Here is a 25,449-nt window from a genome sequence, read left to right on the forward strand (position 1 = left end):
AACTGAATTTATTGGTTTTGGCAGGGTTGTGGATAACGCGCCTTGCGTTCCAGATCGTCCAGGTCGATATGGTTGCGCATGTACTGCTGGCTGGCGTCCACCAGCGGCTGGTGATCCCAGCTCTTGAGTTTGCCTTGGGTCAGCGCTTCGCTTACCAGGCGCCGACGGCGTTGGCTGGCGAGCACCTGCTGGTGGATCGCCGGGATGTCCCATTTGGCCCGCGCTTCGCTCAGGAACGCGTCGAACAGTGCGCGATGTTGCGGCGACTGGCTGAGCTCCTGCTGTTCACGCGGGTCGTTGTGCACATCAAACAATAGGCAAGGATCGTCTTCGCTGTAGATGAATTTGTAAGCGCCACGCCGGATCATCATCAGCGGGCTGATGGTGCCTTCGGCCATGTATTCGCCGAACACTTCGTCATGCCCGCCCTGCCCCTGCAAGTGCGGGACCAGCGAGCGCCCGTCCAGCGGCAGGTTGGCGTCCAGCGTACCGCCGGCCAGTTCCACCAGGGTCGGCAACAGGTCCGCCGTGGACACCGCCGCGCTCACCCGAGCGGCCTTGAACTGCCCCGGCGCACTGATCAACAGCGGCACTCGGGCGGCCATTTCAAACCAGTGCATTTTGTACCAGAGCCCGCGCTCCCCCAGCATGTCGCCGTGGTCGCCGGAGAAGATGATCAGGGTGTCGTCGGCCAGGCCGGTGTCTTCCAGGGTTTGCAGCAGCTTGCCGACATTACTGTCGATGTAGCTGCAGGCGCCGAAGTACGCGCGGCGCGCATCGCGGATCTTGTTCAGCGGCAGCGGCTTGTCCCACAGGTCGTAGACCTTGAGCAGGCGCTGGGAGTGCGGATCGAGTGTGCTCTGCGCCGGTGTCGTCGGCATTGGGATGTCGTTGTCGTCGTACAAGTCCCAGAACGGTTTGGGAATGGTGTACGGATCGTGAGGATGAGTCATCGACACGGTCAGGCAGAACGGCTGATCGCCCTCTTCGCGGATGTGGTCGAACAGGTACTGCTGGGCCTTGAACACCACCTCTTCGTCAAAATCCAGCTGATTGGTGCGTACGCAGGGACCGGCTTGCAGCACCGACGACATGTTGTGGTACCAGGTAGGGCGTACGTCGGGTTCGTCCCAATTCACCGCCCAGCCATAGTCGGCCGGGTAGATATCGCTGGTCAGGCGCTCTTCGTAACCGTGGAGTTGGTCCGGACCGCAGAAATGCATCTTGCCCGACAACGCGGTGCGGTAACCGAGACGGCGCAGGTAATGGGCGTAAGTAGGCACGTCGGCGGGAAAGTCCGCTGCGTTGTCATAGGCGCCGATCTTGCTCGGCAACTGACCGCTGACCAGGGTGAAGCGCGAGGGCGCGCACAGCGGGCTGTTGCAGTACGCGGCGTCGAACACCACGCCTGCAGCGGCCAGCCGGCTCAGGTTCGGCAGTTTGATGGGCGAAGAACCGTAGAGCGGAAGCAACGGCGCGGCCATCTGATCGGCCATGATGAAAAGAATGTTCTTGCGCTTCATGGTTTCGCGGCGTTCCATTGTGAATAGTTATGCGAGAGTGCTGTGGTCGAGGATGCAGCCCACGGAAAACTCGGTAAAGCCCATGGAAAACAATGTCTAGGATAAGCACAGCTTATGTATGAAGCCCTTGGTGAGTTGTCCCTGGATCTGCTGCGCGCCTTTGAAGTTGCCGCTCGCCAACGCAGCTTTACCGCGGCGGCGATGGAACTCGGCACGACCCAACCGGCAATCAGCCAGCAGATCAAACGCCTCGAAGAGCGGCTCGGCATTCGCCTGTTTGATCGCATTTACCGAGGCATCGAACTGACCGAGGCTGGGGCTGTGCTGTTCGAGCATGTGCAGGGTGGTTTACAGCACATCAACCAGGGCTTGAGTGCCATCACCCAGCAGGACCAACATGAAGTCCTGCAAGTAGCGACGGATTTTGCGTTCGCCGCGTACTGGCTGATGCCGCGCCTGCAGCGTTTTCATGAAGCCAACCCGCAGGTGGACGTGAGCCTGGTGACCAGCGAACGCAACCATGCGACCTTGCGCAGCGATATTGACGTGGCGGTGCTGTTCGGCGACGGCCGTTTCAAGCAGGGCGACAGCCAATGGCTGTTCAACGAAGAAGTATTCCCGGTGTGCAGTCCGCAATTGCTCAAGGGGCGTGACACGCCGCTGTCGCTGGAGAGTTTGCAGGACTACCCGTTGCTGCACCTGCGCCAGGAAAACAACAGCCAATGGTTCGACTGGAGCGGCGTCTTCCGAGAGCTGGGCATCACCGCCGCGCCGGGGCCCGGGCCATTGCGCTTCGACAACTACACGCTGCTGATCCAGGCGGCGATTGCCGGCCAGGGCGTGGCCATTGGTTGGCGGCACCTGGTGGATGATCTGTTGCAACAGAAGTGGTTGTGTCGTCCGATTGGCGACACAGTGATTTCGCGTTACGGCTATTACGTGGTGCTGCCTCAGCGCAAACGGCGCGGACAGCTGATCGATCGCTTTGTCGACTGGCTGGCTGCGGAACAGGCCAGCAGCGCGCAGTCACTGACGGGGCTGGCCCTGCCCTCTATTGCGGTCTAGGATTTGCCGATTACCGAGTCCGGAGGCTGGCATGCAACGTATCAAGGGGTATCACGCCCACATCTACTTCGACGCCACTACCCTCGACCAGGCGCGCAAGCTCTGTGAAGACGCGGCGACGATATTTCCCCTGCGCATGGGGCGCATGCATGAGCGCCCGGTGGGGCCGCACCCCGACTGGAGTTGCCAGCTGGCGTTCGATCCCGAGTACATCGGCTTGGCACTGCCGTGGCTGGCGCTTAATCGCAACGGGCTGGTGGTGTTCCTGCACCCCGACACCGGCGACGACCTGAAGGATCACACTGAGCACGCAATCTGGATGGGCGCCATGCGTACCCTGGATCTGTCGACTTTCCAGGCCTGACTCCCCACGGTTGAGCAGTGTAAGCGTGTGAGCGCGTGGGGATTCTCTTTAACTTGTTTCAATATATGGGATCTATATTTATATATTGAGATTTCGTAAGCCTTAGGTTTATATTCGCTCATCTGCTTTTTCAGCACTCTCTGACTTCAGGTGAAGCGATGCAGGCGCAATTGATCGCGCTCGATTGGGGAACCACCTCCCTTCGTGCCTACAAACTCGGTCCTGGTGGCCAAGTCCTTGAACGACGCTCCCTGGCCTCGGGGATCATGCATTTGCCCACCGAGGCCCGGATGATTAACGGTGCCCATTGCAGCAATGGCTTCGAGTTGGCCTTTGATGCGGCCTGTGGCGATTGGCTGGATACCCAGCCTCAGTTGCCGGTCATTGCCTGCGGCATGGTGGGCAGCGCCCAGGGCTGGAGCGAGACGGCGTACCGTGACAGCCCGGCCGATGTCACGACCTTGGGTCAGGCGTTGCACGTGGTGCGCAGCCTGCGCGGCAGCGACGTGCATATCGTGCCGGGCGTGATGCAGCGCAACGGCGTGGCCAACGTGATGCGCGGCGAGGAAACCCAAGTATTGGGCGTACTGCAAAGCCTGAGCGCCGATGACGTGTTGATCGGCTTGCCGGGGAGCCATTCCAAATGGGTCGAAGTGAGCCGCGGTTGCATCACCCATTTCGATACCTTCATGACCGGCGAGCTGTTCGCCGTGTTGCGCGATCACAGCATCCTCGGCCGCACGCAAAAAACCGCTGCCACGTTCCAGGCCGCCGCGTTTGATCGCGGCGTGCAGGTCACGCTGTCGGACGCCGCAGAGATGGGCCTGCTGTCGACGCTGTTCAGCAGCCGTGCGCTGGGCTTGGCTGGTGAACTCAGCCCCGAGGAGCAGCCGGACTACCTTTCCGGCCTGCTGATTGGCCACGAACTCTGCGGCCTGCGCGCACGCCACGACACCCAACACCGCGATATCGTTCTGGTGGGCAACAACGCGTTGTGCAGCCGCTATCAGCGGGCTCTCCAGTCATGCGGCTTTCCCCACGTGACCCAGGCGCGCGAGGCCACTGAACGGGGCTTGTGGCAACTGGCTGTCGCGGCCGGGCTCGTTCAACCCTTATTGGAGGCCTGAGATGCTCAAGCAAGCACTGACACACAACGGTTTGATCGCAATCCTGCGCGGCCTGCGCCCGGATGAGGCCCACGCTATCGGCCAGGTGTTGTACCAGGCCGGATTCCGGGTCATCGAAGTGCCGCTCAACTCCCCGGACCCTTACACCAGCATCCGCACCTTGCGCGACAGCCTGCCCGCCGATTGCCTGATCGGCGCCGGCACGGTGCTGACCGCCGAGCAGGTGCAGCAGGTCAAGGCGGCGGGTGGCCAAGTGATCGTGATGCCCCACAGCGATGCCCAGGTGCTGCGCGCGGCAAAGGCGGCGGGCCTGTACCTGTCGCCCGGGGTTGCCACGCCGACCGAAGCGTTTGCGGCGCTGGCTGAAGGCGCTGATGTGTTGAAGCTGTTCCCGGCCGAGCAAATGAGCCCGGCGGTGGTCAAGGCCTGGCTTGCCGTATTGCCGGCCGGCACGCTGTTGCTGCCCGTCGGCGGCATCACGCCGGACAACATGCAGGTGTTCGTCGACGCTGGCGTCAAAGGTTTTGGGCTGGGCTCCGGGCTGTTCAAGCCGGGCATGACGGTTGATCAAGTGGCGAGCCGCGCCCAGGCGTATGTCGCGGCCTGGAAGGCCTTGAACTGATTGTGTATGGCGCCACGGGCGTCGCATCCGACAAGAGAGATAAGAAGATGAAAATCACCAAACTGACGACTTACATCGTGCCGCCGCGCTGGTGTTTCCTCAAAGTGGAAACCGATCAGGGCGTGACCGGCTGGGGCGAGCCCGTGGTTGAAGGCCGCGCCCACACTGTGGCGGCGGCCGTCGAGGAACTGTCCGACTACTTGATCGGCAAAGACCCGCGCAATATCGAAGACATCTGGACAGTGCTGTATCGCGGCGGTTTCTACCGCGGTGGCGCGATTCATATGAGCGCGCTGGCAGGTATCGACCAGGCGCTGTGGGACATCAAGGGCAAGGCGCTGGGCGTGTCGGTCAGCGACCTGCTGGGCGGCCAGGTGCGCAACAAGATTCGTGTGTACTCATGGATCGGTGGCGACCGCCCGGCCGACACCGCCCGCGCCGCCCAAGAAGCGGTTTCCCGTGGTTTTACCGCGGTGAAGATGAATGGCACCGAAGAGCTGCAATTCCTCGATACCTTTGAAAAGGTCGACCAGGCCCTGGCCAACGTCGCCGCCGTGCGCGATGCCGTGGGGCCGAACGTCGGCATCGGCGTGGACTTCCATGGGCGGGTCCACAAGCCGATGGCCAAGGTGCTGATGAAGGAGTTGGACCCGTACAAGCTGATGTTCATCGAAGAGCCGGTGCTCAGCGAAAACTACGAAGCGCTGAAAGAACTGGCGCCGCTGACCAGCACCCCGATTGCCCTTGGCGAGCGGCTGTTCTCGCGCTGGGATTTCAAGCGCGTGCTCAGCGAAGGCTACGTCGACATCATCCAGCCGGATGCATCCCACGCCGGCGGCATTACCGAAACCCGCAAGATCGCCAACATGGCCGAAGCCTACGATGTGGCGCTGGCCCTGCACTGTCCGTTGGGGCCGATTGCGCTGGCGGCGTGCCTGCAACTGGACGCGGTTTGCTACAACGCGTTTATCCAGGAGCAGAGCCTGGGCATTCACTACAACGAGAGCAATGACCTGCTGGACTACGTCCGGGATCCGGGCGTCTTCGATTATGACCAGGGCTTCGTGAAAATCCCCAACGGGCCGGGCCTGGGTATCGAGATCAACGAGGAATATGTGATCGAACGCGCCGCGATCGGCCACCGCTGGCGCAACCCGATCTGGCGCCATGCCGATGGCAGTTTTGCCGAGTGGTGAGCTGACACCCTGTAGGCGCGGGCTTGCCCGCGAACAACCCGAGAGCGCCTCGGGGCGTCAGGTTTCCCCTGTCATCGTTGACGATTTTCGCGAGCAAGCGCTGGGCGCCCCCCTCGCTCCTACAGGTATTAGTGCCCCAGCTTCCCCGTCCTCAACAACCCTAAAAAGAGGCCTCTATGCTCTCCCCTCCAAGCACCGGACACGCGTCTTTGGTGGCGCCTAGTCGCAAGCGCTATTTCATCATGGTCCTGTTGTTTATCACGGTGGTGATCAACTACCTGGACCGCAGTAACCTGTCGATTGCCGCACCGGCCCTGACCAGCGAACTGGGCATCGACCCGGTGCATGTCGGGTTGATCTTCTCGGCCTTCGGCTGGACCTACGCCGCCATGCAAATCCCCGGTGGCTGGCTGGTGGATCGGGTGCCGCCGCGTATTCTCTACTCCGTTGCCTTGCTGCTGTGGTCGATCGCCACGGTGATGCTTGGCTTTGCTGCCAGCTTTATCGCCTTGTTCGTCCTGCGCATGGCGGTTGGCGCCCTGGAAGCACCGGCTTATCCGATCAACAATCGGGTGGTCACCAGTTGGTTTCCCGAGCGGGAACGCGCCACGGCGATTGGCTTTTATACCTCCGGGCAATTTGTCGGGCTGGCGTTCCTCACGCCGGTGCTGGCTTGGTTGCAGCACCACTATGGTTGGCACATGGTGTTTGTCAGCACCGGTGTCGTGGGCATCCTTTGGGCGGTGATCTGGTACGCGGTGTATCGTGAGCCGCGGGACTTCAAGGGTGTCAACGCCGCTGAAATCGAGTTGATCCGCGAAGGCGGCGGGTTGGTCGATCTGCAGACACAAACCGCCCAGCGCAAGGCGCCATTCAGTTGGGTCGATCTGGGGATCGTGCTTAGCCAGCGCAAGCTGTGGGGCATCTATCTGGGGCAGTTCTGCCTGAACTCGACGCTGTGGTTCTTCCTCACGTGGTTCCCGACTTACCTGGTGAAATATCGCGGCATGGATTTCATCAAGTCCGGCATGCTCGCTTCTCTGCCGTTTCTTGCGGCCTTTGTCGGCGTGTTGTGTTCCGGGTTGTTTTCCGACTGGTTGATCCGCCGAGGCGCTTCGGTCGGCTTTGCGCGCAAGCTGCCGATTATCAGTGGCCTGCTGATTTCCACGGCAATCATCGGCGCTAACGTTGTCGACTCGACGCCGTTGGTGATTGCGTGTCTGGCGGTGGCGTTTTTTGGCAATGGCCTGGCATCGATCACCTGGTCGCTGGTCTCGACCCTGGCGCCGGCACGTTTGTTGGGGCTGACGGGTGGTGTGTTTAACTTTATCGGCAACTTGGCGGCGATTACCACGCCGATCGTGATTGGGTTTCTCGCTACGGGGGATTCGTTTGCACCGGCGATTACCTATATTGCGGTGTTGGCATTGTTGGGGGCGCTTTCCTACATTCTGTTGGTGGGCAAGGTGGAGCGGATTGAGTTGTAGGGGTTTGGGGACCTTGGAGCCTGGACTTTGTAGGAGCGAGCTTGCTCGCGAAAATCGTTAACGATGACACGGGAAACCTGAACCCCCGCGGCGTCCTCAGGTTTTTCGCGAGCAAGCTCGCTCCTACAGAAGACGGTTTGATCTTGAGCGCCCCGTTAACCCACACGGGTCGAGCACAGGGGAACCTATATCAGCCGCTACCGCAGCAACGGATATGTACACCACCCACAAAAAAGGGACTTCGAACCAAGTTCGAAATCCCCTCTCAAGCGGCTTAGTTCGCAGCGCGAGGGCTCGGCAACCGCCTACCCGCACCGCTTACTTACGCGCGTTACGCACCCCTTCCGACAACGCTGCGCACAAACTCAACACTCCATCAATCGCCTGCGTGTCATCACTGGCATTGGCGATGTGATCGATCAGTGCCGAACCCACCACTACCCCGTCCGCCAAGCGCGCAATGGCCGCCGCTTGTGCCGGTGTACGGATGCCGAAGCCGATGCTGATGGGCAGGTCGGTATGGCGACGCAGACGGGTCACGGCTTCTTCGACGTGTTCCAGGGTGGCGGCACCGGCGCCGGTCACACCGGCGACCGATACGTAATACACAAACCCCGAGCTGCCGTTCAGTACGGTCGGCAGGCGCTCATCGTCAGTGGTCGGTGTGGTCAGGCGAATAAAGTCGATGCCGGCGGCCTGGGCCGGATCGCACAGTTCGCCGTTATGTTCGGGCGGCATGTCGACCACGATCAGGCCGTCGACCCCGGCGGCCTTGGCGTCGTCAATAAACTGCGGTACGCCGTATTTATGGATCGGGTTGAAATACCCCATTAATACCAATGGCGTGTCGTTGTTGTCTTTGCGGAACTCACGCACCATTTGCAGGGTTTTCGCCAGGTTCTGTTTGGCGGTCAGCGCGCGGATGTTTGCCAGTTGGATGGCCGGCCCGTCGGCCATTGGATCGGTGAACGGCATGCCCAGCTCGATCACATCGGCACCGGCCGCCGGCAAGCCCTTGAGGATCGCCAGCGAGGTGTCATAACCCGGGTCGCCGGCGGTGATGAAGGTCACCAGGGCGGCACGGTTCTGTTCCTTGAGTTGTGAAAAGCGCGTTTGCAGGCGGCTCATCAGTGTTTCTCCTGCTGGGATTGTGCTTGCTCAGAGTGTTCCATGTGGAACATCACGGTTTGCATGTCTTTGTCGCCACGGCCTGAGAGGTTGACCACCATCAGGTGATCCTTGGGCAGGCTCGGTGCGCGCTTGAATACTTCAGCCAGGGCGTGGGCGCTTTCGAGCGCAGGGATAATCCCTTCCAGGCGGCAGCATTGGTGAAAGGCTGCGAGGGCTTCGTCGTCGGTCACCGAGGTGTACTGGACGCGGCCGATATCATGCAACCACGCATGCTCAGGGCCGATGCCGGGGTAATCGAGGCCGGCGGAAATCGAGTGCGCATCGATGATTTGACCGTCGTCGTCTTGCAACAGGAAGGTACGGTTCCCGTGCAGTACGCCGGGCACACCGCCGTTGAGGCTGGCGGCGTGCTTGCCGGTTTCGATGCCATGACCGGCCGCTTCAACGCCGATGATCTGCACGTTGGTGTCATCCAGGAACGGGTGGAACAGGCCCATGGCGTTGGAGCCGCCACCGATGCACGCCACCAGGCTGTCAGGCAGGCGCCCTTCCTGGGCTTGCATCTGGTCGCGGGTTTCCTTGCCGATCACAGCCTGGAAGTCGCGCACCATCGCGGGATAAGGATGTGGGCCAGCCACGGTGCCGATCAGGTAGAAGGTGCTGTCGACGTTGGTCACCCAATCGCGCAAGGCTTCGTTCATCGCGTCCTTCAGGGTGCCGGTGCCGGCGACCACCGGGATCACTTCGGCGCCCAGAAGCTTCATGCGGAACACGTTGGCCTGTTGGCGCTCGATGTCGGTGGTGCCCATGTAGATCACGCATTGCAACCCAAAACGCGCGGCGACGGTGGCGGTGGCCACACCGTGCATGCCCGCGCCGGTCTCGGCAATGATGCGTTTTTTGCCCATGCGCCGCGCCAACAGAATCTGCCCGATGCAATTGTTGATCTTGTGCGCGCCGGTGTGGTTCAGCTCTTCGCGCTTGAGGTAGATCTTGGCGCCGCCACAGAACTCGGTCAGGCGTTCAGCGAAGTACAGCGGGCTTGGGCGTCCGACGTAGTCGCGCTGGAAGTAGGCCAGTTCTTCGTTGAAAGCCGGATCGACCTTGGCTGCTTCGTATTCGCGGGCCAGATCAAGGATCAACGGCATCAGGGTTTCTGCCACGTAGCGGCCGCCGAACGCGCCGAACAGGCCGTTGGCGTCAGGGCCGTTGCGTAAATCGGTCTGGGACTGAGTCATGGGGCGCTCCAGGAAGAGAATGGGGGAGAAGCAATGACCGTCACTCTACCCCTGACGCTAGGCTGTGAAAACCGATAAGATCGCTGCAACCTGTCAGGAAAACTCACAAATACCATGAGCCGAGACCTTCCCCCGCTGAACGCCCTGCGCGCGTTCGAAGCCACCGCCAGGCTCAATAGCGTCAGCCAGGCTGCGGAACAATTGCATGTTACCCATGGCGCCGTCAGCCGACAGTTGAAAGTCTTGGAAGAACACCTTGGACTGAGTCTTTTCGTCAAGGAAGGACGCGGCCTTAAACTCACAGATGCCGGCGCGCGCTTGCGAGACGCCAGCTACGAGGCTTTCGAGCGTTTACGCGACGTCTGTGGCGAACTGTCCCAAAGCAGCGCCGATGCGCCGTTTGTGCTGGGTCTCTCAGGCAGTTTGTTGGCGCGCTGGTTTATTCCGCGCCTGGGCCGTTTGAATGCGGACTTGCCGGACTTGCGCTTGCACCTGTCGGCGGGAGAAGGCGATCTTGATCCTCGGCGCCCGGGGCTGGATGCCCTGCTGGTATTTGCCGAGCCGCCCTGGCCAGCGGATATGCAAGTGTACGCGCTGGCCAGCGAACGGATCGGTCCGGTGTTGAGCCCGCGCTTTGCGCAGTATGAGCGCCTGTGTAAAACCTCTGCCGATGCCCTGTTGGAGGAGCCTCTGCTGCACACCACTTCACGCCCGCAAGCCTGGCCCAGTTGGGCGCGACAGCATGGAATCGAGGCTGGCGCGTTGAAATACGGTCAGGGTTTCGAGCATTTGTATTATTTACTGGAGGCGGCCGTGGCGGGCCTGGGTGTTGCGATTGCGCCGCAGCCGCTGGTGGCGGAGGATCTGCGGGCGGGACGCCTGGTTGCGCCGTGGGGTTTCAGTGAAACCCCGGCGCAACTGGCGTTGTGGCTACCCAAGCGCGCCGCGGACGGGCGCGCGCGGCAGCTGGCGCAATGGCTCAAGGCCGAGCTTGAGCGCCAGCCGGAGTAGCCGGTGTATCAGTTACCGCGTTTGCACAGCAGGTAAGCGGCCAGCAGGCCCAGCGCGCCAACGGCGACGCCGGCGGTAGTCCACGGGTGCTCCTGCGCGTAATCCCGGGTAGCTACGCCGGTTTCGCGGATTTTCACTTTGCTTTCTTCATAGGCGTCGCTGATCAGATGGCGAGAATGCTTGAGGGCGTTCTCGGCATTGCTTTTCAGGGCCTTCAGCGTTTTGCGCGACTCGTCCGATGCGTCATCCTTGAGGCTCTCAAGGGATTTGAGCAGGCTCGAAATCTCGGCTTCCATGCTTTCCAATGACGCTTTGCGTAAAGAGGTGTTGGCCATGTGGGCTCTCCTGGAGTGATTGAGTGGCGTGTGTTGATTCCGACTGCGGCGGTTTCAGAAAGTGCAGTAAATCTGAACTTTGAGATAGGAAAGGCCGCCACAAGCAGTAAGAGCATTGACTGCTAGGCTTCATTTACCCCCTCAGGAGAAACGTTATGTCTGATCATCACACCTACAAGAAAGTCGAATTGGTCGGTTCGTCCCCCAGCAGTATCGAGGACGCCATCAACAATGCCTTGGCCGAAGCCAGCAAGAGCATCAAGCACTTGGAGTGGTTCGAGGTCACCGAAACCCGGGGGCACATCAAGGACGGCAAGGCCGCGCACTTTCAAGTGACCATCAAGGTGGGCTTTCGTATTGCCAATAGTTGATCGGGTCGGTTGAACTTGCACGCTGGCTGATTGCCATAACCTGCGCTACAACCTTGGAGCGCCGATGCGACGCGCGTCGGCGCGCTTTTTTGATCAGCGCAAGGAAAGTATCGGATGAACAAATTTCTGTTAGCGGTAGGTTTGTTGAGCATCGCGGGCACGGCACTGGCGGCAGGCAAGCCGTGTGAAGAGCTGAAAGGCGAAATTGACGCGAAGATTCAGGCCAACGGCGCTTCCGGCTACACCCTGGAAGTGGTGGACAAGGGCACAGCCGCCAGTGGTGAAGTGGTTGGCAGCTGTGAGGGCGGTACCAAGGAAATTGTCTACAACCGCGGGTGATCCCGTGTGGCAGACATGAAAACCGACGCCGGAGCGTCGGTTTTTTTGTGCCTGATGATCAGCCCTTCATTACCTGGGCCAGCAGTTCGTAGGAGCGGAGCCGGTCGGCGTGCTCGTACAGGTCACACGTAAAGATCAGCTCGTCGGCGCCGGTCTGTTCGACCAGCACTTCCAGCTTGGCGCGAATCTTCGCCGGGCTGCCGACCATTGCCAGGCCGAGGAAGCTGGCGACGGCGTCTTTCTCATGGGGCAGCCACAGGCCGTCCATGGTTTTCACCGGCGGGCGCTGCACCAGGCTTTGTCCGCGCATCAGCGCCAGAATCCGTTGGTACACCGAGGTCGCCAGGTAATCGGCCTGCTCATCGGTATCGGCGGCCACCAAGGGCACGCCAAGCATGACGTAGGGCTTGTCCAATACGGCTGAAGGCTTGAAGTGATTGCGATAGACGCGAATCGCCTCATGCATCATGCGCGGTGCGAAATGCGAGGCGAAGGCGTAGGGCAAGCCACGCTCGCCTGCCAGCTGCGCGCTGAACAGGCTTGAGCCTAGCAGCCATACCGGCACGTTGGTGTCGGTGCCCGGTACAGCAATCACCCGTTGGTCGGGGGTACGCGGGCCCAGATACGCCATCAGCTCAGCGACGTCTTCGGGAAAGTCGTCCGCGCTGCCGGAGCGTTCACGCCGCAGGGCGCGGGCGGTCATCTGGTCGGAGCCGGGCGCACGGCCCAGGCCCAGGTCGATACGGCCGGGGTACAGGCTTTCCAGGGTGCCGAATTGCTCTGCAATCACCAGCGGCGCGTGGTTGGGCAACATCACCCCCCCGGAACCGACGCGTATGGACGAGGTGCCACCGGCCAGATAACCCAGCAATACGGAAGTCGCGGAACTGGCGATGCCATCCATATTGTGGTGTTCGGCTACCCAGAATCGGGTGTAGCCCAACTGTTCCACGTGTTGGGCCAGATCCAGGGAGTTGCGCAATGATTGCGCCGGACTGCCGTTGGCGCGTACGGGAACCAGGTCGAGGGTTGAGAACTTGACGTCGGACAGCGGTTTCATAAGCCTGCTTCTCCAAGGGGGCAGGATTTGACGAGCCAAAACCTGCCGCTTCATGTGCATGCTCTATGCAATGAGGGCATATACCCGAGTTTCAATAGCAGCTGCGAAATTTCCTACTGAATGACTAGGTTTTTCCGATGAGGTGAACTTTGCCAGAGCTTCTATCCTCAGAACCTTACTGACGCAAAACCACTGCATGGGAGATAGCTATGAGTATCAAGAAAACAGCATCCGCTCACTGGGAAGGCGACCTGAAGACTGGTCTGGGCTCCATCTCGACTGAAACCGGCGTGCTGCGCGAAGCGCCCTACGGCTTCAAAGCACGTTTTGAAGGCGGCAAGGGCACCAACCCTGAGGAACTGATCGGCGCGGCCCACGCCGGCTGTTTCTCCATGGCCTTTTCGATGATTCTCGGCGATGCCGGGCTCAAGGCTGATAGCATCGACACCACCGCCGAAGTGACCCTGGATCAAGTGGAGGGCGGGTTTGCGATCACCGCCGTGCATCTGATTCTCAAGGCGAAGATTCCGGGTGCCAGCCAGGCGCAGTTCGATGAGTTGAGCAAGAAAGCCAAGGAAGGATGCCCGGTGTCGAAGGTGCTCAACGCGACCATCACCCTGGACGGCACATTGGTTAACTGAACCGCTGGGTAAACCTTGCAGGTCCCCGTGGCGAGGGGGAAATCCCCTCGCCCGGTTATTTTGTTCTGCTTTAAATCAGAACTCGCGTTTCGCAAGTGTGGTCTCATCAGTATGCAGCCATGGCGCACACTCGTGCGCAGCGCATTTAGGGAGCTTCACACATGAAACGTTTTGCCTTGGCGATTATTTGCGGTGCTTTGGCCACCTCAGCGCTGGCCGCCCCGAAAGACTGCGAAGAGCTCAGGAAAGAGATCGAGGTCAAGATCCAGGCCAACGCGGTACCTTCCTATACGCTGGAAATTGTCAGCAAGGAAGAAGGCGACAAACATGATGAGGCCATGCGTGTCGGCACCTGTGAGAACGGCACCAAGACCATCATCTACCAGCGCAATGACGAGTGATCAGGGCAGGCAGTTGACGCTGCGTTCCTCGGCGAGCAACTGACGCTGCGCGTCATACAGCCGGATATTCGGGGTAAACGCCAGTGAGCGGCCTTCCAGCCGATAGCGCTGGCCGGCCTCGAAGTGGTCATATTGCACGGTGATGAAACAGGTGCGGTCTCGGGGCTGGCTCAGCCCGCCGCCCAGGCCCCCGCCGGAATACACTTCAAAATCGAAACGCACCATCAGCTCATGGCTGCCAGGTGGCACCTGGAAGTAGCGGCCATCGTCCACGGATTTTCCGTCCAGGCGTTGTGCCATGACCATCTTGGCGCCGGGTGTCGGCGTGGCAAAATCGACCCAGGCCTGTTGCGGGTCAGGCGCGGGAATCGGTGTCGAAGCACAGGCGCTGAGAAAAATCATCGCCAGGGTAAGTAGAAACTGACGCATCTCGGGTCCTCACCGGTAGGAATGATGTGAGCATAGCGCCAATGGCTGCAGACGCCCTACAAGCACGATAATCTGGCAGGCCAACTACCCAGGAGTGGTGTGCAATGGTCGGGCGTTTATGCGCGATGCTGATGTGTTTGATGCTCGGCGGGTGTTCCAGTGTCAGCTATTACAGTCAACTCGCCAGCGGCCAATGGCAATTGCTGCGTGCGCGGGTGCCGGTGGCCGAGGTGATTGCCGATCCGTCGCGGCCTCAGGTGCTGCGCGAGCACTTGGTTCATTCCCAGGAGGCACGTACTTTTGCCAGTCGGCAACTGCACTTGCCGGATAACCAGAGTTACCGACTGTATGCCGACATCGGGCGACCCTACGTCGTCTGGAATCTCTTCGCCACCTACGAATTTTCACTGTCACCGCAGAACCATTGCTTTCCGATTGCGGGCTGCGTGGCTTATCGCGGTTATTACAGCCAGGGCGCGGCGCGGGGTCAGGCCGCGTTGTTGCAGCAACGCGGCATGGACGTGTCGATCGGTGGGGTTGAAGCCTATTCCACCCTGGGCTGGTTCAATGATCCGATCATGAGTTCGATGATGGCGTGGGGCGAAGAGCGACTGGCGACGCTGATCTTTCACGAACTGGCCCACCAGCGTGTTTATGTGAAGGACGACACCGAGTTCAATGAGTCGTTTGCCACCTTCGTCGAGCAGGAAGGTACCCGGCAATGGCGTGCAGCCCGTGGCCTTGCGCCGGCCAGTCAGGCCGCGTTGCAGCAGCGCGACCAGTTTATCCGCTTGATCCTCGACACCCGCAAACGCCTGGAAACGCTCTACGCGCAGCCTTTAGCGGCCGATGCAATGCGCCGGGCCAAGCAGGCGGAGTTCGAACGTTTGCGCAGCGACTACCGCCAGCTGCGTGACAGTCAGTGGGCCGGCGACAAGCGTTATGACGCCTGGATCAATCAACCGATGAACAATGCGCGGCTGTTGCCGTTTGGACTGTACGACCAATGGGTGCCGGCGTTTGCAGCATTGTTTCAGCAGCAAGGCGGGGATTGGATGAAGTTCTACAGCGCGGTGGAACAATTGGGCCGGTTGCCGATAGAGCAGCGCAAGGCGGCGTTAAGGCAGTTGGGGAGTCTTGGTCTTTAGGGCCTCTTCGCGAGCAAGCCCCACATTTGACCTGCATACACCGATCAAAAGGTGGGAGCGGGCTTGCTCGCGAAGACAGTCTCAAGGGCGCCGCAAAAACGCCTGATGCAGCTCGGCTAATGTCTCAAAGTGCCAAGTCGGCGCCTCGGCGCTCAACTCCTCAAAACTGCCAAACCCATACCCCACCGCCGCGGCATCCAGGCCATTGCTGCGGGCGCCGATCAGGTCGTGTTTGCGGTCGCCAATCATCAAGGTAGTGGCGGGGTCCAGGCCTTCCTCGCGCATCAAGTGGGCGATCAGCTCCACCTTATTGGTGCGCGTGCCGTCCAGTTCACTGCCGTAGATCAGCTTGAAATGCTTGGCGAAATCGAAATGCCGGGCGATCTCGCGGGCAAATTCCCACGGCTTGGAGGTGGCCACATACAGTTGCCGGCCCTGGCTGTTCAGGTCTTGCAGCAACGGCATCACGCCGTCGAACACCCGGTTTTCATACAGCCCGGTGACCTTGAAGCGCTCGCGATAGAAGTTCACCGCTTGCCAGGCCTTGGCCTCGTCGAAATCATAGAACTGCATGAAGGCCTGCAACAGCGGCGGTCCGATAAAGTGCTCGAGGCGAGTCAGGTCGGGCTCGTCGATCCCCAGTTTGCCCAAGGCAAACTGGATGGAGCGGGTGATGCCTTCCCGTGGGTCGGTGAGGGTTCCGTCGAGGTCGAAGAGAATGGTGTGGTAAGGCAGGCTCATTGGTCGAACCCTTCAGCCAGGTGCAGGTCCTTGAGCTTCACGTAGTTCGCGGCGCTGTAGGTGAAAAAGGCGCGCTCCTTGTCAGTCAACGGGCGGATTTGCTTCACCGGGCTGCCGACATACAAGAACCCGCTCTCGAGTTTCTTGCCGGGCGGCACCAGGCTGCCCGCACCGATAATCACCTCGTCCTCCACCACGGCACCGTCCATCACAATGCTGCCCATGCCGATCAGGATCCGACTGCCGATCGTACAGCCGTGCAGCATGACTTTGTGGGCGATGGTCACGTCGTCCCCGATCAGCAGCGGGAAACCGTCAGGGTTGAACGGTCCGGCATGGGTAATGTGCAGCACGCAGCCGTCTTGCACGCTGGTGCGCGCACCGATGCGGATGCGGTGCATGTCGCCACGGATCACCGTCAGCGGCCAGACCGAGCTGTCCGCGCCGATCTCGACATCGCCGATCACCACCGCCGACGCGTCGACGAAAGCCCCGGCGGCCAGGGCCGGCGTGTGATTCTGATAGGTGCGAAGGGTCACGATAGCCTCTCTCTCTTCTGCTGATAGCTGCGGTGGGTGTTGATTGTAATTAAGATGGCCCCATCTTTGTCTTACCTGTTTCTCCAGCCAAGGTGCCAACCGTGAGCGCGAACAACCCTCTTTTGCAGTCCTACGACCTGCCGCCGTTCTCGGCGATCCGTGCCGAGCACGTCCAGCCGGCCATCGAACAGATCCTCGCCGACAACCGTGTCGCCATCGAAGGCATCCTGCAAAGCCAGGGAAAAAATCCGACCTGGGCCGGCCTAGTCCTGGCCATGGACGAACTCAACGATCGCCTGGGTGCCGCCTGGAGCCCGGTCAGTCACCTCAATGCCGTGTGCAACAGCGCCGAGTTGCGCGAAGCCTATGAAGCCTGCCTGCCCGCCTTGAGCGCCTACTCTACCGAGCTGGGCCAGAATCGCGAGCTGTTCCAGGCTTTCGAAGCCCTCGCCAACAGTCCCGCGGCAGCCGATTTCGACGTGGCGCAAAAAACCATCCTGGAACACGCCCTGCGTGATTTCCGTCTGTCGGGCATTGATTTGCCGCCGGAGCAACAGCAGCGCTACGCCGAAGTGCAGAGCAAACTCTCCGAGCTGGGCAGCAAATTCTCCAACCAGTTGCTGGACGCCACCCAGGCCTGGACCAAGCACGTCACCGATGAAGCCATGCTCGCCGGCCTGACCGACTCGGCCAAGGCACAAATGGCTGCCGCGGCCCAGGCCAAGGGGCTCGACGGCTGGTTGATTAGCCTGGAATTCCCGAGCTATTACGCGGTGATGACCTACGCCCACGACCGTGCACTGCGCGAGGAAATCTACGCCGCCTATTGCACCCGTGCGTCGGACCAAGGCCCGAATGCTGGTCAGAATGATAACGGCCCGATCATGGAACAGATCCTCGATCTGCGTCAGGAGCTTGCCCAGTTGCTGGGTTTCGCCTCGTTCTCCGAACTGAGTCTGGCCACCAAAATGGCCGAGTCCAGCGATCAGGTACTGAGCTTCCTGCGCGACCTGGCCAAGCGCAGCAAGCCATTTGCCACCCAGGACCTGCAACAGCTCAAGGCGTATGCCGCCGAACAGGGCTGCGCGGACCTGCAAAGCTGGGACAGCGGTTTCTACGGCGAAAAACTGCGTGAGCAACGTTACAGCGTGTCCCAGGAAGCTTTGCGCGCCTACTTCCCGATCGATAAAGTGCTGGGCGGCCTGTTCGCTATCGTCCAGCGGCTGTATGGCATCGAAATCGCCGAGCAGAAAGGTTTTGACACCTGGCACCCGGATGTCCGGCTATTCGAAATCAAGGAAAACGGCGAGCATGTCGGCCGCTTCTTCTTCGACCTGTACGCCCGCGCCAACAAGCGCGGTGGTGCCTGGATGGACGGCGCCCGCGACCGTCGTCGCACGGCTGATGGCGCACTGCAAAGCCCGGTGGCCAACCTGGTATGCAATTTCACCCCGGCCGACAGCGGCAAGCCTGCCCTGCTGACCCACGACGAAGTCACCACCCTGTTCCACGAGTTCGGCCACGGTCTGCATCACTTGCTGACCCGTGTGGAACACGCGGGCGTGTCCGGCATCAATGGCGTGGCGTGGGACGCGGTGGAGTTGCCGAGCCAGTTCATGGAGAACTGGTGCTGGGAGCCGGAAGGCCTGGCATTGATTTCCGGGCATTACGAGACCGGTGAACCGCTGCCCCAGGACCTGCTGGAAAAAATGCTCGCGGCGAAGAACTTCCAGTCTGGCCTGATGATGGTGCGTCAGTTGGAGTTTTCGCTGTTCGATTTCGAGCTGCATGCCACTCACGGCGATGGCCGCAGTGTGTTGCAGGTGCTCGAAGGCGTGCGCGACGAAGTCTCGGTGATGCGCCCGCCCGCCTACAACCGCTTCCCCAACAGCTTCGCGCATATCTTTGCCGGTGGTTATGCGGCGGGTTATTACAGCTACAAGTGGGCCGAAGTACTCTCGGCGGATGCGTTCTCCAAATTTGAAGAGGAAGGCGTGCTTAACGCGCAAACCGGTCGCGCGTTCCGTGAAGCGATCCTCGCCCGGGGTGGATCCCAGGCGCCGATGGTGCTGTTCGTCGACTTCCGCGGACGGGCGCCGTCGATTGACGCACTCTTGCGTCACAGCGGCCTGAGTGAGGACGCGGCAGCATGAGTGAAGGGCCTGTGATTACCAAACGACGCTTTATCGCCGGCGCGGTCTGCCCGGCGTGCAGTGAGCCGGACAAGTTGATGATGTGGAATGAAGACAGCGTGCCGCACCGCGAATGTGTGGCCTGCGGTTATTCCGACACACTCAATGAACAAGGTCTTTCAGTACCCAAGGAACTGGGCACGCGGGTCAATACCTCGGCGTTGAAAGCGCCGGATGCCAAGGTGCAGACGGTGCAGTTTTTCCCTAACCCGAAGCTGAAAAAAGACTGACTGCAGTAGGTCATCGTCCTTGCGCCGCCCTGGCGCGAGACGATGTACATAGATACGGCTTTGCCGGGGTGCGTTCTTCCTAGACTTTTGCGTTCCAGTCCCAGGACGAAAAGGATCGCCCCCATGCCCGTACAAAATCCGTTATTGCAGACGTTTGACCTTCCGCCGTTTTCGCAAGTGCGCACCGAACATTTGGCGCCGGCTGCCGAGGCGCTGATTGTCGAGAGCCGCCGCCAGGTGGATGAAATCATTCAAACCCAGACACTGTTCCCGACCTGGGACGACTTGGTGCTGGCGATGGATGACATCCACGCCCGCCTCGACCTTGCCCAGGGCGTCGTCACGGTGCTGGATGCGTCTGATGTGGATGACGGATGGCAGAGCGCCGCCAGCGACTTTCACGGGCGGTTGAACGACTATCGAGCCGAACTGATGGGCAGTCCGCAGCTGTACGCACTCTACGTACAGTTGGCTGCGAGCCCGATCGCGGCGCTTTTCGACGCGCAACGTCAACGCCTCCTGGGAAAGATTCAGTCGCAGTTTCATCGAGCAGGTCTCTCCTTGTCGCAGGTCGAGCGTGACCGCTTGACGCACTTGAGGCTGGCCAACGAATTGCTGGAAGGCGAGTTTTCCAATCGACTGGTCCAGGCGACGGCCGCGTGGAGCAAACATGTCGAGGATGAGACGTTGCTGGAGGGCATCCCCGCCAGCCTCAAGCAGGCGCTGGCGGCGAAGGCGCATGCCCAGGGTTTGACGGGATGGCTGGTCACGCTGGACGCCGAAACGTTTCGGCGGTTTATCGCAAACGCCGAGAACCGCGCGCTGCGTCAGGAGGTGTGTGAAGCGTCTTTCAGCCGCGCGTCTGATGTCGGGCCGCACGCCGGGTTGTACGACAATAGCGACCATTTGAGGGTGGTGCTGGACGGGCGTCATGAGATAGCACGGTTGTTGGGTTATGAACACTTTGCCCAATTGGCGCTTGAGGATCAGATGGTGGGATCCGTCGAGCAGGTGCAGAGTTTTTTCCAGACGCAGTTGGCAAGTGAGCAATCGACCTTTGCCAGCGACCGCCTGCAGCTCCAGGCGGTGGCTGCGTCCCACGGGGTCTTCGACTTGAAGCTGTGGGATTACGGTTTTTTTGCAGAAAAGATTCGTCAGCAAGTTGCAGGTGTTTCGCCGGAACAGATCCGTGAGTACTTTACGTTGGATGACACGCTCGTGCGTTTGTGTGGACTGTTCCAGCGATTGTTTGACGTGCAGTTCGTCGAACGCACGGATTTCGACACGTGGACCGCGTCGGTTCGGTTGTTTGAGGTGAGGGAATACGACGCGGTCATCGGGTATGTGTTTTTCGAGCCTTTTGCCAGCGCCGGAGCAGAACAGGGCCCAACACGATTGGCCTGCGTGCTCGACACATCGATGCAGAAGGTTTGTTGAGTCGTCCGATCGCGGTCTTGCAGTGTAACTTTCTGCAAGGCATGCCCGGCCTACCCTGTTTACTTGACCACATGCGCCTGAGAATCCTGCTGCATGAGTTTGGGCATTGCTTGCAGCACATTCTGACGACGGCTGAAAACCGCGGGCTTTCTGGTATGTCGAGCTACGGACGTGATACCGCGGAGTTTATCGGTGAGTTTCTGGAGCTGTGGTGTTTCCAGCCGGAAGTACTCGTCTGGTTGTCTCGTCATTACCAGACCGGCGCGCACTTGCCGCACGATCTGGCGCGCAAGCAACTGACGTATATTTCCACCCAGGCCAGTTGGGACACGGCGGAGTTGCTGACGGATGCCCTCTTCGACTTCGAGTTGCACAGAACCTGGGGCGATGGACAGCGCATCACGCAAGTGTTCGACGACGCGGTGGCGCGAGTCGGTCATCTTGACGGATTGTCGGGGTTACGGCCGGCCAATCAATTGACGCACATCATGCAAGGCTATGCGGCCAATCTGTATTCATACCGATGGTCAGGCGTTCTCGCGAAAGAAGCTTTCCAGCGATTTCTGAACGAAGGCTTATTCAACCCGAAGACCGGACGTGCTTTTCGCGAGGCGGTATTGGCCCCGGGAAATTCGCGTTCACTGCTCGACTCATTGCAAGCGTTTCTCGGGGTGAGACCTGCCGCCTTGGGCTAGCGGGCAGGCGTTTTTGTCCGCTCTACTGAGCCTGCTCTTGGTCGGGCCCATCGCAAAAAAACCGCATGATTGCTGAGTTTTCCCGGCTGAATCGATTCTGGGATGCTTAGCCTGCTATCATTTGTAACTATTGATTGCTGTTATGTTCTACCCCTTGGGTCCTTTGGATCCAATTTGCTGCCAAAACGACAAGCCGCTCCTTGAAGCGGCTGATAAACCCGTGACCACATGATGAGGTGCCACCATGTCTGATCAAGATCGAGACAATCCCCGGCGTGATTTCCTACGCAAATCCTTGACCTTGATCCCTGTGGTCACTGTCGCCAGCACCGGCCTGGGCGGTTCGGTACTGATGGCAACGCCTGAACCCGCGCAAGCCAGCCCGGTGCCCGCCAGCGACAAGGCCTATGAACCGAGTTATTTCACCGCCGAAGAGTGGGCCTTTATCAATGCGGCGGTGGCTCGCCTGATTCCCGCTGATGCCCAAGGCCCGGGCGCCCTGGAAGCCGGTGCGGCGGAATATATCGATCGTCAGATGAACACGCCTTACGCCAGCGGCGCCCGGTGGTTCATGCAAGGTCCGTTCAATGCCGATGCGCCGCCCGAGATGGGTTGGCAGAGCAAATTGGTGCCCAAGGAGATCTATCGCCTGGGTATCGCGGCCACGGATGCTTGGTCGAAGGCGTTCAACGGTAAGGTTTTTGCTGCACAAGACAGCGCTACCCAGGATGACTTGCTCAGGCGCCTGGAAGCGGGCGGCAGCGAAACTGCCGCGCATTTCGACGCCGTCCCGCCAAAAATGTTCTTCAACCTGTTGCTGCAAAACACCAAGGAAGGGTTCTTCTGCGACCCGATTCATGGTGGCAACAAAGGCATGGTTGGCTGGACCCTGATCGGTTTCCCCGGCGCACGCGCCGATTTCATGGATTGGGTTGAACGCAACGAGCAATACCCCTTCCCGGCTGTTTCCATCCGTGGCGAGAGGGCGTAAACGTGGCGAATATCATGAAGAAAGTCGATGCGGTAATCGTCGGCTTTGGCTGGACCGGCGCGATCATGGCCAAGGAACTGACCGAAGCGGGCCTGCACGTGGTGGCGCTGGAGCGCGGCCCGATGCAGGACACTTACCCGGACGGCAACTATCCGCAAGTGATCGATGAACTGACCTACAGCATTCGTAAAAAACTCTTCCAGGACATCTCCAAGGAAACCGTGACCATTCGCCATAGCGTGAATGACATTGCCTTGCCCAACCGTCAGTTGGGCGCCTTTCTGCCGGGCACTGGCGTGGGCGGCGCGGGCCTGCACTGGTCGGGTGTGCACTTTCGGGTTGATCCGATCGAGCTGCGCATGCGCAGCCACTACGAAGAACGCTATGGGAAAAACTTCATTCCCGAGGACATGACCATCCAGGACTTCGGCGTCAGCTACGAAGAGCTGGAGCCGTTCTTTGACTACGCCGAAAAAGTCTTCGGCACCTCCGGCCAGGCCTGGACCGTCAACGGACAGCGCGTGGGCGAAGGTCGTGGCGGTAACCCATATGCGCCGGACCGCTCCAACCCGTTCCCGTTGCCCGCGCAGAAAAATACCGTGTCGGCCCAGTTGTTCCAGAAGGCTGCCGCGGATGTCGGTTACAAACCTTACAACCTGCCGTCCGCCAATACCTCGGGCCCTTACACCAATCCCTACGGCGCGCAAATGGGACCGTGCAATTTCTGCGGTTTTTGCAGTGGGTATGTCTGCTACATGTATTCCAAGGCATCGCCGAACGTGAACATCCTGCCAGCCCTGAGGCAGGTGCCGAACTTCGAGCTGCGGCCCAATTCCCACGTGCTGAAGGTCAATCTCGACAGCACCAAGAGCAAGGCCACGGGCGTGACCTATATCGACGCCCAGGGCCGCGAGATCGAACAACCCGCGGATCTGGTGATCCTCGGTGCCTTCCAGTTCCACAACGTGCGCCTGATGCTGCTCTCGGGGATCGGCAAGCCTTACGATCCGATCAGCGGTGAAGGTGTGGTCGGCAAGAACTTCGCTTACCAGAACATGGCCACGATCAAGGCCTATTTCGATAAAGACGTGCACACCAATAACTTCATTGGCGCCGGCGGCAATGGCGTGGCGGTGGATGATTTCAACGCGGACAACTTCGACCACGGTCCCCACGGTTTCGTCGGGGGTTCGCCGATGTGGGTCAACCAGGCGGGTAATCGACCGATTGCCGGCGCTTCAACCCCACCCGGCACACCGACCTGGGGCAGCGCGTGGAAGCGCGCCACGGCGGATTACTACACCCACCAAGTGTCGATGGACGCCCACGGCGCGCATCAATCCTACCGGGGTAATTACCTCGACCTGGACCCGGTGTACCGCGATTCCTATGGCCTGCCGTTACTGCGCATGACCTTCGACTGGCAGGAAAACGACATCAAGATGAACCGCTTCATGGTCGAGAAAATGGGCAAGATCGCCGCAGCGATGAACCCCAAGTCCATTGCTGTGTTGGGCAAGAAGGTCGGTGACCACTTCAACACCGCGTCCTACCAGACCACGCACCTCAATGGCGGCGCCATCATGGGCACCGACCCGAAAACCAGCGCGGTGAATCGTTACTTGCAGTGCTGGGATGTGCATAACGTGTTTGTTCCGGGAGCGTCCGCATTCCCACAAGGTTTGGGTTACAACCCTACAGGCCTGGTGGCGGCGCTGACCTATTGGTCGGCCAGGGCAATTCGCGAGCAGTACCTGAAAAATCCCGGCCCGCTGGTTCAGGCATAAGGAGCGACGACCATGAAAGCACTTGTTATCGCCTCTCTGGCCCTGTTCAGCAGTTGCTCGGTGAGCGCCGCTGAAGCCGACCTGATCAAACAAGGTGAATACCTGGCCCGCGCCGGTGACTGCGTGGCCTGCCACACCGCCAAGGACGGCAAACCCTTTGCCGGTGGCCTGCCGATGGAAACCCCGATCGGGGTGATTTACTCCACCAACATCACCCCGGACAAAACCGGCCTGGGAGACTACAGCTTTGCAGACTTCGACAAGGCTGTGCGACATGGCGTCGCCAAAAACGGTAGTACCCTTTACCCGGCGATGCCTTATCCGTCTTACGCTCGCGTCAGCGAATCCGACATGCAGGCGTTGTACGCGTACTTCATGAAAGGCGTGGAGCCGGTGGCCCAGGAGAACAAGGACAGCGACATCCCCTGGCCCTTGAGCATGCGTTGGCCGCTGGCTGCGTGGCGCTGGATGTTTGCGCCCGAGGTCGCGGATTATCAGGCCCCGGCGGGTGCGGATCCGGTGCTCAGTCGCGGTGCCTATCTGGTGGAAGGCCTGGGCCACTGTGGCGCCTGCCACACCCCGCGCGCCCTGACCATGCAGGAAAAAGCCCTGAGCGCGACTGACGGCAACGCGTTTCTGTCGGGCAGTGCGCCACTGGAAGGCTGGATCGCCAAAAGTCTGCGCGGTGACCACAAGGATGGTCTCGGCAGTTGGAGCGAGGAGCAGTTGGTGCAGTTTCTCAAGACCAGTCGCAGCGATCGCAGTGCGGTATTTGGTGGCATGAGCGATGTGGTGGTCCACAGCATGCAATACATGTCGCAAGACGACCTGACGGCGATCGCCCGTTACCTCAAGAGCCTGCCGGCGGTGGACCCCAACGATCAGCCGCACCGGTACGACAAGCAGGTGGCCGAGGCATTGTGGAACGGCGACGACCGCAAGCCGGGCGCTGCGGTGTACATCGACAACTGCGCGGCCTGCCACCGTACCGATGGCCATGGCTATACCCGGGTGTTCCCGGCGCTGGCGGGCAACCCGGTGGTGCAGACGGCAGATGCCACGTCACTGATCAACCTCGTGTTGAACGGCGGCACGCTGCCGGCGACTCACACCGCGCCATCGACCTTCACCATGCCGGCCTTTGCCTGGCGGCTGTCGGATCAGGAGGTGGCCGATGTGGTGAGTTTCATCCGTGGCAGTTGGGGCAACCAGGGCGCGTCGGTGAACGCCAGCGACGTGGCGGACCTGCGTAGCAGCGACAAGCACACGACCTCCGGCGATGACCTGGGGCAAGTGACGACGGAGCACTGATTCGGTTTTTGCCGCTCAACGGCACTGGTCAGATACCC

General features: G+C 60.4%; 27 protein-coding genes. 19 read left to right on the forward strand and 8 right to left on the reverse strand.

Going from position 1 to position 25,449, the window contains the following annotated elements:
- Nucleotides 1–8: 8 nt before the first annotated feature.
- Nucleotides 9–1,523, reverse strand: coding sequence for a choline-sulfatase (betC, locus tag AC6CIA_RS16790; RefSeq protein ID WP_498313556.1), 1,515 nt, complete (start codon nucleotides 1,521–1,523; stop codon nucleotides 9–11).
- Nucleotides 1,524–1,637: 114 nt separating this feature from the next.
- Between betC and AC6CIA_RS16795 the strand changes: the two genes are divergently transcribed.
- The 6 genes from AC6CIA_RS16795 (at nucleotide 1,638) to AC6CIA_RS16820 (ending at nucleotide 7,384) form a co-directional block, all read left to right on the forward strand.
- Entirely contained in the window at nucleotides 1,638–2,588 is a 951-nt protein-coding gene (locus AC6CIA_RS16795; RefSeq protein WP_498313558.1) for a choline sulfate utilization transcriptional regulator, read from the forward strand.
- A 31-nt stretch (nucleotides 2,589–2,619) separates the two neighbouring features.
- Nucleotides 2,620–2,952, forward strand: a complete 333-nt coding sequence (locus AC6CIA_RS16800) for a DOPA 4,5-dioxygenase family protein (RefSeq protein ID WP_339529555.1) — start codon at nucleotides 2,620–2,622, stop codon at nucleotides 2,950–2,952.
- 158 nt (nucleotides 2,953–3,110) lie between these two features.
- Complete coding sequence (locus tag AC6CIA_RS16805) at nucleotides 3,111–4,079, forward strand: 2-dehydro-3-deoxygalactonokinase (RefSeq protein WP_498313560.1); 969 nt, start codon at nucleotides 3,111–3,113, stop codon at nucleotides 4,077–4,079.
- 1 nt (nucleotide 4,080) lies between these two features.
- Nucleotides 4,081–4,701, forward strand: coding sequence for a 2-dehydro-3-deoxy-6-phosphogalactonate aldolase (locus AC6CIA_RS16810; protein ID WP_498313562.1), 621 nt, complete (start codon nucleotides 4,081–4,083; stop codon nucleotides 4,699–4,701).
- Nucleotides 4,702–4,748: 47 nt separating this feature from the next.
- Entirely contained in the window at nucleotides 4,749–5,897 is a 1,149-nt protein-coding gene (gene dgoD / locus AC6CIA_RS16815) for a galactonate dehydratase (RefSeq protein ID WP_339529549.1), read from the forward strand.
- A gap of 176 nt (nucleotides 5,898–6,073) precedes the next feature.
- Nucleotides 6,074–7,384, forward strand: a complete 1,311-nt coding sequence (locus tag AC6CIA_RS16820) for an MFS transporter (protein ID WP_498313564.1) — start codon at nucleotides 6,074–6,076, stop codon at nucleotides 7,382–7,384.
- A gap of 318 nt (nucleotides 7,385–7,702) precedes the next feature.
- On the opposite strand, the gene trpA is transcribed toward AC6CIA_RS16820, so the two are convergent.
- Together trpA and trpB are read right to left on the reverse strand one after the other, a co-directional pair.
- Nucleotides 7,703–8,512: a tryptophan synthase subunit alpha gene (gene trpA / locus AC6CIA_RS16825; RefSeq protein WP_498313566.1), complete on the reverse strand. Its 810-nt coding sequence runs from the start codon at nucleotides 8,510–8,512 to the stop codon at nucleotides 7,703–7,705.
- On the reverse strand, nucleotides 8,512–9,753 hold the full coding sequence (trpB, locus tag AC6CIA_RS16830) for a tryptophan synthase subunit beta (RefSeq protein WP_339529543.1): 1,242 nt from the start codon (nucleotides 9,751–9,753) through the stop codon (nucleotides 8,512–8,514). The genes trpA and trpB overlap by 1 nt, the downstream gene beginning before the upstream one ends.
- 114 nt (nucleotides 9,754–9,867) lie before the next feature.
- Here trpB and AC6CIA_RS16835 point away from each other — a divergent pair, with 114 nt between their 5' ends.
- Complete coding sequence (locus AC6CIA_RS16835) at nucleotides 9,868–10,764, forward strand: LysR family transcriptional regulator (RefSeq protein WP_498313568.1); 897 nt, start codon at nucleotides 9,868–9,870, stop codon at nucleotides 10,762–10,764.
- An 8-nt stretch (nucleotides 10,765–10,772) separates the two neighbouring features.
- On the opposite strand, the gene AC6CIA_RS16840 is transcribed toward AC6CIA_RS16835, so the two are convergent.
- Entirely contained in the window at nucleotides 10,773–11,099 is a 327-nt protein-coding gene (locus AC6CIA_RS16840) for an ElaB/YgaM/YqjD family protein (protein ID WP_102618190.1), read from the reverse strand.
- A gap of 155 nt (nucleotides 11,100–11,254) precedes the next feature.
- On the opposite strand from AC6CIA_RS16840, the gene AC6CIA_RS16845 reads away from it, so the two are divergent.
- Together AC6CIA_RS16845 and AC6CIA_RS16850 are read left to right on the forward strand one after the other, a co-directional pair.
- Nucleotides 11,255–11,470, forward strand: coding sequence for a dodecin (locus AC6CIA_RS16845; RefSeq protein WP_084378411.1), 216 nt, complete (start codon nucleotides 11,255–11,257; stop codon nucleotides 11,468–11,470).
- Between the two features lie 114 nt (nucleotides 11,471–11,584).
- A complete protein-coding gene (locus AC6CIA_RS16850; RefSeq protein ID WP_498313571.1) occupies nucleotides 11,585–11,809 on the forward strand; it encodes a DUF1161 domain-containing protein in 225 nt (74 codons plus the stop codon).
- 58 nt (nucleotides 11,810–11,867) lie between these two features.
- On the opposite strand, the gene AC6CIA_RS16855 is transcribed toward AC6CIA_RS16850, so the two are convergent.
- Nucleotides 11,868–12,869: an LLM class flavin-dependent oxidoreductase gene (locus AC6CIA_RS16855; RefSeq protein ID WP_498313573.1), complete on the reverse strand. Its 1,002-nt coding sequence runs from the start codon at nucleotides 12,867–12,869 to the stop codon at nucleotides 11,868–11,870.
- A 209-nt stretch (nucleotides 12,870–13,078) separates the two neighbouring features.
- Here AC6CIA_RS16855 and AC6CIA_RS16860 point away from each other — a divergent pair, with 209 nt between their 5' ends.
- Both AC6CIA_RS16860 and AC6CIA_RS16865 read left to right on the forward strand, forming a co-directional pair.
- On the forward strand, nucleotides 13,079–13,510 hold the full coding sequence (locus AC6CIA_RS16860; RefSeq protein WP_084378413.1) for an OsmC family protein: 432 nt from the start codon (nucleotides 13,079–13,081) through the stop codon (nucleotides 13,508–13,510).
- A gap of 161 nt (nucleotides 13,511–13,671) precedes the next feature.
- Nucleotides 13,672–13,911 (forward strand): DUF1161 domain-containing protein, encoded by a 240-nt coding sequence (locus AC6CIA_RS16865; RefSeq protein WP_084378414.1) that lies wholly within the window; start codon nucleotides 13,672–13,674, stop codon nucleotides 13,909–13,911.
- Here AC6CIA_RS16865 and AC6CIA_RS16870 read toward each other — a convergent pair whose 3' ends face one another.
- Nucleotides 13,912–14,340: a PA0061/PA0062 family lipoprotein gene (locus tag AC6CIA_RS16870; protein ID WP_498313575.1), complete on the reverse strand. Its 429-nt coding sequence runs from the start codon at nucleotides 14,338–14,340 to the stop codon at nucleotides 13,912–13,914.
- A 104-nt stretch (nucleotides 14,341–14,444) separates the two neighbouring features.
- Here AC6CIA_RS16870 and AC6CIA_RS16875 point away from each other — a divergent pair, with 104 nt between their 5' ends.
- The gene (locus tag AC6CIA_RS16875) at nucleotides 14,445–15,488 is read left to right on the forward strand and encodes an aminopeptidase (RefSeq protein ID WP_498313577.1); all 1,044 of its coding nucleotides are present in this window, start codon (nucleotides 14,445–14,447) and stop codon (nucleotides 15,486–15,488) included.
- A gap of 81 nt (nucleotides 15,489–15,569) precedes the next feature.
- On the opposite strand, the gene AC6CIA_RS16880 is transcribed toward AC6CIA_RS16875, so the two are convergent.
- A complete protein-coding gene (locus AC6CIA_RS16880) occupies nucleotides 15,570–16,229 on the reverse strand; it encodes an HAD family hydrolase (RefSeq protein WP_498313579.1) in 660 nt (219 codons plus the stop codon).
- A complete protein-coding gene (locus AC6CIA_RS16885; protein ID WP_498313581.1) occupies nucleotides 16,226–16,768 on the reverse strand; it encodes a gamma carbonic anhydrase family protein in 543 nt (180 codons plus the stop codon). Before AC6CIA_RS16885 ends, AC6CIA_RS16880 begins: the two co-directional genes overlap by 4 nt.
- Nucleotides 16,769–16,869: 101 nt before the next feature.
- On the opposite strand from AC6CIA_RS16885, the gene prlC reads away from it, so the two are divergent.
- The 7 genes from prlC (at nucleotide 16,870) to AC6CIA_RS16920 (ending at nucleotide 25,411) form a co-directional block, all read left to right on the forward strand.
- Complete coding sequence (gene prlC / locus AC6CIA_RS16890; protein WP_339529534.1) at nucleotides 16,870–18,921, forward strand: oligopeptidase A; 2,052 nt, start codon at nucleotides 16,870–16,872, stop codon at nucleotides 18,919–18,921.
- A complete protein-coding gene (locus AC6CIA_RS16895) occupies nucleotides 18,918–19,190 on the forward strand; it encodes a YheV family putative zinc ribbon protein (protein ID WP_410019953.1) in 273 nt (90 codons plus the stop codon). The genes prlC and AC6CIA_RS16895 overlap by 4 nt, the downstream gene beginning before the upstream one ends.
- A 123-nt stretch (nucleotides 19,191–19,313) precedes the next feature.
- Entirely contained in the window at nucleotides 19,314–20,627 is a 1,314-nt protein-coding gene (locus tag AC6CIA_RS16900; protein ID WP_498313583.1) for a M3 family metallopeptidase, read from the forward strand.
- Nucleotides 20,628–20,668: 41 nt separating this feature from the next.
- The gene (locus AC6CIA_RS16905) at nucleotides 20,669–21,322 is read left to right on the forward strand and encodes a M3 family metallopeptidase (protein WP_498313679.1); all 654 of its coding nucleotides are present in this window, start codon (nucleotides 20,669–20,671) and stop codon (nucleotides 21,320–21,322) included.
- A 244-nt stretch (nucleotides 21,323–21,566) separates the two neighbouring features.
- Nucleotides 21,567–22,313 (forward strand): gluconate 2-dehydrogenase subunit 3 family protein, encoded by a 747-nt coding sequence (locus AC6CIA_RS16910; protein WP_498313585.1) that lies wholly within the window; start codon nucleotides 21,567–21,569, stop codon nucleotides 22,311–22,313.
- Nucleotides 22,314–22,327: 14 nt separating this feature from the next.
- Nucleotides 22,328–24,100, forward strand: a complete 1,773-nt coding sequence (locus AC6CIA_RS16915) for a GMC family oxidoreductase (RefSeq protein WP_498313587.1) — start codon at nucleotides 22,328–22,330, stop codon at nucleotides 24,098–24,100.
- Between the two features lie 12 nt (nucleotides 24,101–24,112).
- Nucleotides 24,113–25,411: a c-type cytochrome gene (locus tag AC6CIA_RS16920; RefSeq protein ID WP_498313589.1), complete on the forward strand. Its 1,299-nt coding sequence runs from the start codon at nucleotides 24,113–24,115 to the stop codon at nucleotides 25,409–25,411.
- Nucleotides 25,412–25,449 lie beyond the last annotated feature (38 nt).

The sequence above is a fragment of the Pseudomonas sp. GQ91 genome, assembly GCF_059758795.1.

What these genes read in the sequence shown, in the direction of transcription:
- betC (WP_498313556.1), bottom strand. Translation starts at nt 1,523, where the DNA reads ATGAAGCGCAAGAACATTCTTTTCATCATGGCCGATCAGATGGCCGCG.
- AC6CIA_RS16795 (WP_498313558.1), top strand. Translation starts at nt 1,638, where the DNA reads ATGTATGAAGCCCTTGGTGAGTTGTCCCTGGATCTGCTGCGCGCCTTT.
- AC6CIA_RS16800 (WP_339529555.1), top strand. Translation starts at nt 2,620, where the DNA reads ATGCAACGTATCAAGGGGTATCACGCCCACATCTACTTCGACGCCACT.
- AC6CIA_RS16805 (WP_498313560.1), top strand. Translation starts at nt 3,111, where the DNA reads ATGCAGGCGCAATTGATCGCGCTCGATTGGGGAACCACCTCCCTTCGT.
- AC6CIA_RS16810 (WP_498313562.1), top strand. Translation starts at nt 4,081, where the DNA reads ATGCTCAAGCAAGCACTGACACACAACGGTTTGATCGCAATCCTGCGC.
- dgoD (WP_339529549.1), top strand. Translation starts at nt 4,749, where the DNA reads ATGAAAATCACCAAACTGACGACTTACATCGTGCCGCCGCGCTGGTGT.
- AC6CIA_RS16820 (WP_498313564.1), top strand. Translation starts at nt 6,074, where the DNA reads ATGCTCTCCCCTCCAAGCACCGGACACGCGTCTTTGGTGGCGCCTAGT.
- trpA (WP_498313566.1), bottom strand. Translation starts at nt 8,512, where the DNA reads ATGAGCCGCCTGCAAACGCGCTTTTCACAACTCAAGGAACAGAACCGT.
- trpB (WP_339529543.1), bottom strand. Translation starts at nt 9,753, where the DNA reads ATGACTCAGTCCCAGACCGATTTACGCAACGGCCCTGACGCCAACGGC.
- AC6CIA_RS16835 (WP_498313568.1), top strand. Translation starts at nt 9,868, where the DNA reads ATGAGCCGAGACCTTCCCCCGCTGAACGCCCTGCGCGCGTTCGAAGCC.
- AC6CIA_RS16840 (WP_102618190.1), bottom strand. Translation starts at nt 11,099, where the DNA reads ATGGCCAACACCTCTTTACGCAAAGCGTCATTGGAAAGCATGGAAGCC.
- AC6CIA_RS16845 (WP_084378411.1), top strand. Translation starts at nt 11,255, where the DNA reads ATGTCTGATCATCACACCTACAAGAAAGTCGAATTGGTCGGTTCGTCC.
- AC6CIA_RS16850 (WP_498313571.1), top strand. Translation starts at nt 11,585, where the DNA reads ATGAACAAATTTCTGTTAGCGGTAGGTTTGTTGAGCATCGCGGGCACG.
- AC6CIA_RS16855 (WP_498313573.1), bottom strand. Translation starts at nt 12,869, where the DNA reads ATGAAACCGCTGTCCGACGTCAAGTTCTCAACCCTCGACCTGGTTCCC.
- AC6CIA_RS16860 (WP_084378413.1), top strand. Translation starts at nt 13,079, where the DNA reads ATGAGTATCAAGAAAACAGCATCCGCTCACTGGGAAGGCGACCTGAAG.
- AC6CIA_RS16865 (WP_084378414.1), top strand. Translation starts at nt 13,672, where the DNA reads ATGAAACGTTTTGCCTTGGCGATTATTTGCGGTGCTTTGGCCACCTCA.
- AC6CIA_RS16870 (WP_498313575.1), bottom strand. Translation starts at nt 14,340, where the DNA reads ATGCGTCAGTTTCTACTTACCCTGGCGATGATTTTTCTCAGCGCCTGT.
- AC6CIA_RS16875 (WP_498313577.1), top strand. Translation starts at nt 14,445, where the DNA reads ATGGTCGGGCGTTTATGCGCGATGCTGATGTGTTTGATGCTCGGCGGG.
- AC6CIA_RS16880 (WP_498313579.1), bottom strand. Translation starts at nt 16,229, where the DNA reads ATGAGCCTGCCTTACCACACCATTCTCTTCGACCTCGACGGAACCCTC.
- AC6CIA_RS16895 (WP_410019953.1), top strand. Translation starts at nt 18,918, where the DNA reads ATGAGTGAAGGGCCTGTGATTACCAAACGACGCTTTATCGCCGGCGCG.
- AC6CIA_RS16900 (WP_498313583.1), top strand. Translation starts at nt 19,314, where the DNA reads ATGCCCGTACAAAATCCGTTATTGCAGACGTTTGACCTTCCGCCGTTT.
- AC6CIA_RS16905 (WP_498313679.1), top strand. Translation starts at nt 20,669, where the DNA reads ATGCCCGGCCTACCCTGTTTACTTGACCACATGCGCCTGAGAATCCTG.
- AC6CIA_RS16910 (WP_498313585.1), top strand. Translation starts at nt 21,567, where the DNA reads ATGTCTGATCAAGATCGAGACAATCCCCGGCGTGATTTCCTACGCAAA.
- AC6CIA_RS16915 (WP_498313587.1), top strand. Translation starts at nt 22,328, where the DNA reads ATGAAGAAAGTCGATGCGGTAATCGTCGGCTTTGGCTGGACCGGCGCG.
- AC6CIA_RS16920 (WP_498313589.1), top strand. Translation starts at nt 24,113, where the DNA reads ATGAAAGCACTTGTTATCGCCTCTCTGGCCCTGTTCAGCAGTTGCTCG.